Genomic DNA, 7,183 nt, shown 5'->3' with positions numbered 1-7,183 from the left:
AAATGACTTTTCGATCGACCATATTATCACCTCCACACTGTTTGATATACTCAGTATTTACAAATGAGAGGCATATGGAACTAGTAAAATTAAGAAAGCTTCCGTGAGGAAGCTGAGTAGTTACATTATTTTTATAATTTTTTAGGAGAAAGGTACATATTAAGAAATAATATAAATATATGCAAAAGAAATTGTTTAAAATGTCTATTATAAAATTTGTGAAAAATAGTGGTTTGAGAATTTTATCAGCAATTATAAGAGTTATTGGCACTATATTCTTTCTACTTATATTGCCAATAAGGTATTTCTTAGGGCTTAGATCATCTACTAAGAAGAATAAGAAATAGTGGGGGTAAAATAGAAATGAAGGAATGAAGTATGTAACGAAGATATAATTGTGGTAATTTTCACATTCTTCATCCTTCTAAAAATATATGAGGCAACAACAGATGTAGGTAGGGTATTTTTATATTAGTATCATCTGTTATTTAACCATTTATAGTATGCATATTTCTGATTATTTAAACCTCAAAATGCAAATTAGTGAATGCATCCTATTTGAAAGTTTTATCTAGCTTCTCAGATGTAGGAATGCTTTTTTATTTTTTGTTGCTAAATTGAAAAATTGTATTTCTTTATGCACGAATCTAACACTTACTTGTTGCATGTTTTTCTAAACTTTAAATTAAAGTGACAAATTTCACATACAATTCACAGTAGTACTACCGGTAAAGAGTCCTTTTGATTAAGCGGATTCTTTAATATTTATTATTGAATCAGTCGGTTAGCTTGCTAATTCAGTTATATTTTTGATGTTACTTTGTACTTAAGAATATTTGAATATCGTCTAATTCTCTTCGAGTCGGAACAACTGATATTTGAAAAATAGGCAGCTGCATTTTTTCTAATGGAATGGTGCTGATAATCCCATCTATATCTAATTTTTGAAGATCACATTTATAAATATCTAGTACCTCTTCTGGTACAATAAATAAGTTATTACCAAACTCATGATAGAGTACACCTTGTATATATCTATTCCATAAAATAGAATCACCTAAGTATAAAAGTACTTTTTTACGATATTTTTTTGATAACTGAAATGTTGCTTCTAATTGTAACGTAATAGCTAGAGTATCCTCCTCATTGGCACGAAAGATAAAAGGGTGCTCCTTCACCCATTCTGTATAGACAGAACAGACTTTTTGAAAAGTTGTAGCATGTTTTTGTTTTACTAGCTCATGCCATTCAAGTGTAGGTGATGTGATAGTAGGAATAAATTGATTTCGGTATGAAATCTGTCTAATGTATTGTAATAAACAAAACAATAATTCTTCATCCTGACAAAAGGTTGTATCGAACACTAATTCTAAACGTTCTACTAAATCTTGTGCATATTGATATACAGTGGCTTCCCCTGTATAAAACTGTTGTAACATTTCTTGTTTAAATTGATTTCGATTAGAATGGGCAAACATACAACAATTCACAGCAATTGTAATTAAAACTTGATCTGCTTTTGTTAATAAAATTCCACATAGGGTAGATGGAAGAGTTTTAATTTTGCGATAGAAAGATGTTTCCATTATAAGCGCTTCATGAATAGGTAATATTTTTATTTGATATCCTTGTTTTTTTCTTCGAATTGCAACGGCCAATAAATAGGCAAATCTTTGTTTATAGCTTGGATAGAATTGAATATCTAGTTGCTTTTCGATGTGTGAAATATAAGAAAAAACGCCTATTTCTTCAGGAAAGGGCCATTCTTCCCATCCATAAGTTGTAAAATATAGTTCGTAAAACATATATACGATATGTGCTTCTTTTCCCACAATACGTAACGGCTTTTTAAATAACTCTAAATCAAAATAACGGAGATATTTTTGAATACTACGAAGAATGGGGGATAACGTAGAAACTTGTACATATAACGTATCAGCTAATTGTGCTACAGTATGAATATCCCCTTGTAGTAATTGAGATAAAATACGAAACCGCATATCTTCGCGCTTAAAGAAAGAATATATACTGGTTTGAGACGAATGAGGTGGTTTGTATAATTTTACTCCTTTCCCCTTTATTACTTGTATGCGCCAATCGGATGGTAATTGATCTTTTAGATAGTATAAATCTCGCCGAACAGTTTTCACAGCACAGTGAGCATACTCTGCAATCTCTTCTAACCTATGCCATTTTTGATCTTGTAATAGGATGTTGATAATTTCTTGTCGTCGTTGTTGCATAAACATAGTCTATATCACCCAGTTCCCTCCCATATGACTGGATGTGCTCCTTTCTTTTTTTGTTTAGTATAATCAAATAAATAATAAATACAAGTTTTTTATTTGGAGATACATTATTTATTGAATATATCTTGGCTTTCTTCCCGTTTATATTAGGAACCCCTATTTAGAGAGGGAAAACACCTTCCGTTTTTATAGAGAACGGCTTTGTTTCATACGTTTTTCAAGGGAATATTAGACAATATATATACAGCAATAAAAGAATTATGGATCGATTATTTCACATGAATAACCAAACTCATTTAAAGTGATATATTACATCCGTAGTCAATATTTATCCTTACAAGGTAGTTTATCATTAAAATCAATCCAAAGACCTATACAGTCAAATCTGAGAATCGTGTGAATTGAAAATGATAATCACGTTGGTTCGTTATACCAATATGATTATCATTTTTGGTTTTAAAATACAACATAAACTTAAATATGCAAAAATACATATTTAAAACTGGTGATTATTGTAGAGGTGAAAACAAAAAAAGTTTGAAAAATAAATTGAACTACTCAACACTTAACATTCTTATTGAAACGATTCATGCTCTATATACAAAAACATTCACAATAAAAATCTATGCATAGAGTAAATTGTTTTTAGGTAATATAGTAAGAATATAACACGTGATAGTTTGGTGAATTAGAATAAACCACGAAGGAAATTTATATAGGAGAAGTGTATATAATTGTTGATATGCAAAGAAGATAAAAGTATATATATTTAGCTAAAAAAATAGAGGATGTGTAATATTTATGACAATTGGCCATTTTCCAAGTACATCTATAGCCAATAATATAAAAGAGGTTCAATCTATTTTTCATCATGCCTCAGATCTAATCATTCAAAATATTTGTGTGAAAGATGGCACCTTTTACAGTAGTGTACTTTATTTAGATAGCTTAACAAATAAAGAATTTTTGCATAATCATATCATAAATCCACTACGTCACCATTTTTCACAAACACATAAAGATGCTTCTGATATTGTTGGATATAAAGGGATTGTTCATTCACTGACGGATATCGAAAAATATTTGCTTGAGGGAAAGAGCATTTTACTTATTGAGGGTAACCACCAAGGATATTATTTTGATACAGCTACTTGGCCGGAAAGATCTCCACAAAATTTTCATAGTGAGTTATCAATTAAAAGTACCCAACAGAGTTTTGTAGAAAGTCTCACTCAAAATATTGCTTTAATACGACGTTACATTCCAACTGCAGATTTAATTATTCATGATATGAAACTAGCTCGTCAACAAAAGAATAGTAGTGCAATACTGTATTTAAAAAAGGTAGCTGCTGATGACATATTATCAGAACTCATAAAACGTTTAGAAAAAATCCCCGTGGATTTCATTATGAATATGAATGAAATCGTGGAATATATTGAGGATGATAACTATTCTCCATTCCCACAGTTTCTTCTGACAGAACGTCCTGATTTAGTCGCTGCACATCTTATGGAAGGTGGTATTGCTCTTCTTTTAGATAATTCATCACAGATATTATTGGCTCCTGTGAAATTCGTTTCTTTTTTTCAAATTATAGATGACTATGGTTCAAGGTGGTATATCACTTCTTTTATCCGATTATTACGTTTTTTTTCATTTATCATCGCTCTTTTCTTGCCATCTATCTATATTGCTTTACTTTCCTTTCATTTTGAAGTTATTCCTATACAACTTTTTTTTTCGATTGCAGAATCAAGAGCACAAGTTCCTTTCCCTACTATATTAGAGGCGTTCTTGATGCTAGTAGTATTAGAATTAATGAGAGAAGCTGCCATACGACTACCTGCACCCATTGGTCCTACAGTAGGAATTGTTTCTGGTACTATCATTGGACAAGCTGCTGTTCAAACGGGCCTTGTAAGTAATGCTATGGTGATTGTCATTGGCGTTACAGCCCTTGCTTCATATATACTTCCAAATTACGATATGGGAACAGCTGTTCGATTGTTACGGTTTCCTTTAATGGTACTGGCCACATGCTTTGGGCTAGTCGGAATTATCATAGGATGGATGCTATTACTTATACATCTCATCAGTTTAGAATCATTAGGCACACCATATGGAAGGCCATTTGCACCACTTTATTTTAAAGAATTGAAAGATTCTTTTGTTCGTTTTCCTTTAAAATTTATTCACAACAAATGTAATAGGTGAGAATATGCAAAATAAAAAAACTTCTATAACTGTTATGCAATATATTTTTATTATACAAGGTACACAAATTGGACCAGGAATATTATCTCTTCCAAAAGTTATAGCAGAAAAAGCAGGACCAGATGGTTGGATATCTATATTAATAGGTGGGATTATGTCTATTTTAGCCAGTATCTTATTTATCCTTGTTGCTAAGACCATCCCACATGATTCTCCGAGTATTTTATTAGATAGATTATTTGGAAAGTATGTAGGAGGAGGAATCCGATATATATATATCCTATATTTTTATTTTTATTTTTGGATTGTATTGGTTAAGAGTATGCTATTCACGAAAAATTGGTTTTTATCTAATACGCCAGATTATGTAATTATATTTTTATTTTGCGTTCCTACATATGTACTGCTCAAAAAAGGGCTTCAAATAGCGGGAAGGTATTGTGAGCTTATATTTTTCATGACGATTTGGTTGCCATTTATTTTATTCTTGCCGTTCTCAGAGGGGAATTTGTTACATTTTTTACCAATTTTGAGAGATGGTTTTACTCCCGTTTTACAAGCCGTTCCGACTTTAATTTACTCCTATTTAGGATTCGAAATTTGTTTCTTTTTATATCCTTTTTTAGAACAAAAAAAGTATGCAATTCATGGTGTTATTATAGCTAATATTATTACTATGTCCGTATATACACTTGTAACGATTATTTGTTTTTATACATTTAGTCCCAATAGCATTACTCAATTTACGCAGCCAATATTAAACTTATTAAAATTAATTGAATTTCGATTTTTAGAACGCTTCGATATGATTTGGCTAAGTATCTATTTATTAGTCGTTTCTACATCGTGGATTGCGTTTTTACAAGGGGTTTTATTACTGATAAAAGGTTCTGATACCCAAAAAATCTTCCCTCTTCTGGGATTATTGCTAACAGGGGGGATAGCGGTAATTATAATTTCTCCATCTTGGCTACAATCTGAGAGTTACCAAAATATTATATCCCATATAGGATTTATAGTAGCTTATATTTTCCCGTTTATTTTTTGGTTATATAGCAAAGTTTACCACAAATACATAAGAAGGTGATGGGATTGAAAAAGATATTTGTTTATATATTCTTATTTTGTTTTTTTCTCACCGGCTGTCGAGATTATCGTAATCTCGAAGATATATCACTAGAATTTGTCATGGGGTTAGAAATAGATGAAAAAGATCAACTTATGGTGTATACATCTAGCCCGACTTTTAAAAAAGATACTCTGGTCAAAGAAGTTAGTAATAAGGTGCCTGCGGACACCATACGAAATTCTCGAGAAAAATTAGATGAAAAGGTAATTGGGATGATTGATGGAAGCAAAACTCAAGTCATTTTAGTAGGAGAAAACATAATCAAGAAAAAAAATTGGATTCGTTACCTAGACGTTTTTTATCGTGATGCAAGAAATTCCACAACGCCTCGAGTAATAGCTATTAAGGGCTCTATGGATAAAGTTTTCTTTCATTTTCACAAGCAACAGCCTCAATTGTCTCTTTATTTAAAAAAATTATTAGCAACATCCTATCAACGAAATAATACCGTGTCTACTCATTTACAAACACTTCGAGATCAACAATTAGAACAAGGAATTACTCCTAGTATTACTAGGATGGATGTAAAACAGCAACTTCGTATAAACGGAACTATATTACTCGATGATTTTATGAAAAAACGTATCGAGCTCTCAACCACCGAAACAAAACTTTTGCGAATTTTACAAGGAAAAATACATGATGAGCTCCCATTTTCATGTGAACTGTCTTCAAAAAATCAGGAAGTATCAAAAGAACGAGTTAGTTTTTCTATTCGCGATAGTGTTAAGCGTGTACATGTTAAATCTAACGAAAATTTTTCTTTTTATATACCTATATATTTAGAAATAAATATTACAGAATTTTCTCCTTCTTTTACTACTACACAAGATATTCACACTATTGAGCAAAGGATTGAAAATGCAATGAATATACAATATAAAAATTTGATAACCAAAATACAATCTGCCCATATTGATCCCATTGGTTTAGGCTTATATGCTAGAGCTTATGCCTATCCTAAATGGAGGAAAGTAAGCAATCATTGGGGAGATGCACTTACCAAATCAAAAATACAAGTAAATATTAAAATTAAAATAATGAACAAAGGAATTATTTCATAACCAAAGGCTGCTAAAGAGGAGAATTAAAATTGCCGAAAAATTTAGTACAGATATGTCACATTTAGAAAAAACTTAAGACTTCGATAGAAATTTTCCTTTATTCGATTCAGCTAAACTGTTAATAATTGGGATACTTCCCATTACATTCCCACGAACGGCTTGAAGCGAGAGATTCCTATGTATGGAAACCTAGGATATCCCTGTAGTCTCTACGATTAAAAGACACATTGCTTTGTTTGTATTAAGATTGAGCGATTTCTATCGCAATGTGCGTGACAAAAAGGGTACTACTAAATTGGATCGTGTTGATTCTTTATAAGTACCTTTCTAAAAAATAAGCACATGGTTAATCGTAAAGTGATTGCAACAAATCCTTTTTTCGCATAAATATTGGTATTAAAATCTAATTTTAAGCATAGAAAGAAAGTATACAACAATATATGTTGTCAGGCTGTGGAGAAAGTCTTCTCCACAGCCTGTTTTTGTGTCTGAACCTCTTTTTATGTGTCAACACTGATAAAAAG

Annotated in this window: 4 protein-coding genes; 3 read left to right on the top strand and 1 reads right to left on the bottom strand. The window is 31.2% G+C overall.

Features of this window, described 5'->3' with window-relative positions; all coding sequences use genetic code 11:
* Positions 1 to 815: 815 nt before the first annotated feature.
* A complete protein-coding gene (locus JDS99_RS29395) occupies positions 816 to 2,249 on the bottom strand; it encodes a BglG family transcription antiterminator (RefSeq protein WP_199696305.1) in 1,434 nt (477 codons plus the stop codon).
* Positions 2,250 to 3,050: 801 nt separating this feature from the next.
* Between JDS99_RS29395 and JDS99_RS29390 the strand changes: the two genes are divergently transcribed.
* Genes JDS99_RS29390 through JDS99_RS29380 form a run of 3 tightly spaced genes read left to right on the top strand, consistent with a single transcriptional unit; the run spans position 3,051 to position 6,659 of the window.
* Positions 3,051 to 4,466, top strand: a complete 1,416-nt coding sequence (locus JDS99_RS29390) for a spore germination protein (RefSeq protein ID WP_199696304.1) — start codon at positions 3,051 to 3,053, stop codon at positions 4,464 to 4,466.
* Between the two features lie 4 nt (positions 4,467 to 4,470).
* Positions 4,471 to 5,553 (top strand): GerAB/ArcD/ProY family transporter, encoded by a 1,083-nt coding sequence (locus JDS99_RS29385; protein ID WP_199696303.1) that lies wholly within the window; start codon positions 4,471 to 4,473, stop codon positions 5,551 to 5,553.
* A gap of 5 nt (positions 5,554 to 5,558) precedes the next feature.
* The gene (locus JDS99_RS29380) at positions 5,559 to 6,659 is read left to right on the top strand and encodes a Ger(x)C family spore germination protein (protein WP_199696302.1); all 1,101 of its coding nucleotides are present in this window, start codon (positions 5,559 to 5,561) and stop codon (positions 6,657 to 6,659) included.
* Positions 6,660 to 7,183: the final 524 nt, after the last annotated feature.

The organism is Bacillus cereus group sp. N6, assembly GCF_016483705.1.
In the GTDB taxonomy this organism is placed as follows: Bacteria; Bacillota; Bacilli; order Bacillales; family Bacillaceae_G; genus Bacillus_A; species Bacillus_A wiedmannii.
The sequence above is the reverse complement of the archived record's forward strand: the minus strand, read 5'-3'. Positions and strand labels throughout refer to the sequence as shown.